Origin of the sequence: Shimia sp. (assembly GCF_049116215.1) — a bacterium.
Classification (GTDB): Bacteria; Pseudomonadota; Alphaproteobacteria; order Rhodobacterales; family Rhodobacteraceae; genus Shimia.
Genome location: NZ_JAGDZB010000015.1, coordinates 1 through 1028 on the forward strand (window position 1 = coordinate 1; position 1028 = coordinate 1028).

Consider the following 1028-nt stretch of genomic DNA (forward strand, 5'->3'; position numbering starts at 1 on the left):
GCGGATCTTTAACAATGGCGACTTCCAACAGGGAGGCCGGTTGTATGGTGGCTTCTGGCAGAAGTTGGGGTCGGTTGATCGGCTGAGCAGCATCATCATTGATGACGACAGTGTTGTTGAGCTGGACTATGGGCAGATGGGGCTGATGCTGTTGTATGGCTTGGCAGAGGCCACCCCACCAGAGGGAGACCTATATGACCTCTCTGCGTACGGTATACCTACGTCCAGCCGGTCAGGGATCAAGAAGGTCATCCAAGCAGCAATCAACAGCAAGAAGCCCCTCAAGAGGATGCCACAGGGAGCCAGGAAGTCCTTCCCTAAGGGGATCACTGTTGGGGCCGTCCTGAAGGCTGTTGGCCAGCGCCACCCTGAGGTATATCCTTACTTCAATGCTGGAATAGGCATGAAGATCATGCGCCTGGAGTCCAACATCCTTGTTGATGTTCTGCTATCCCTGAAGGCCAAAGGGATCACTGCTTTACCCATCCATGACGCTATCTTGGTGAATGCGAACTACGAAACAGAAGCTAGGGAAGTCATGAGGGAGGAGTTCCGGCTAAAGGTTGGTCTGTTACCTGAGATCTCTACCGAACATCCTTAGGGCTCCTAGTGACAGAGGGGGATATCTATCTCTAGTGGGAGTGTTGAGGGTTAGGTTAGTTGTGGATTATTTATTTATAACAACTACCTATCATTAACACCTCCCCCCTCTAGGGGAGGGATTTATCCCCCATCCTCATTAATAGGCCCCGTAAGGAGGAGGAAGCTTAAGGGGCCCAGCCTGGAAGGCTTAAATGGACTCCAATCTGACACCTCTGTCCACCACACTGGGTCCAGTCTCCCTGCCTCAGAACTCCCAAATCAACTGGGGCATAAACAGGGGCATTTCTGGAGGCAGAACCGACCGGTGGGACCGAGTGGGGACTTCGTTCATTGATGTTCGATGAAGTTGGCTGGGGTGAGAGGAAGCCTTGCGTCTCGATGAAACGCATCGGCTTTCCCGAACCAACTCAAAAACTGGGGCACTT

General features: G+C 52.5%; 1 pseudogene. It reads left to right on the forward strand.

From position 1 onward, the window contains the following. Positions 1 to 601: pseudogene (locus tag JXR15_RS21075) on the forward strand (hypothetical protein); the annotation flags it as partial. Between the last annotated feature and the right edge of the window lie 427 nt (positions 602 to 1028).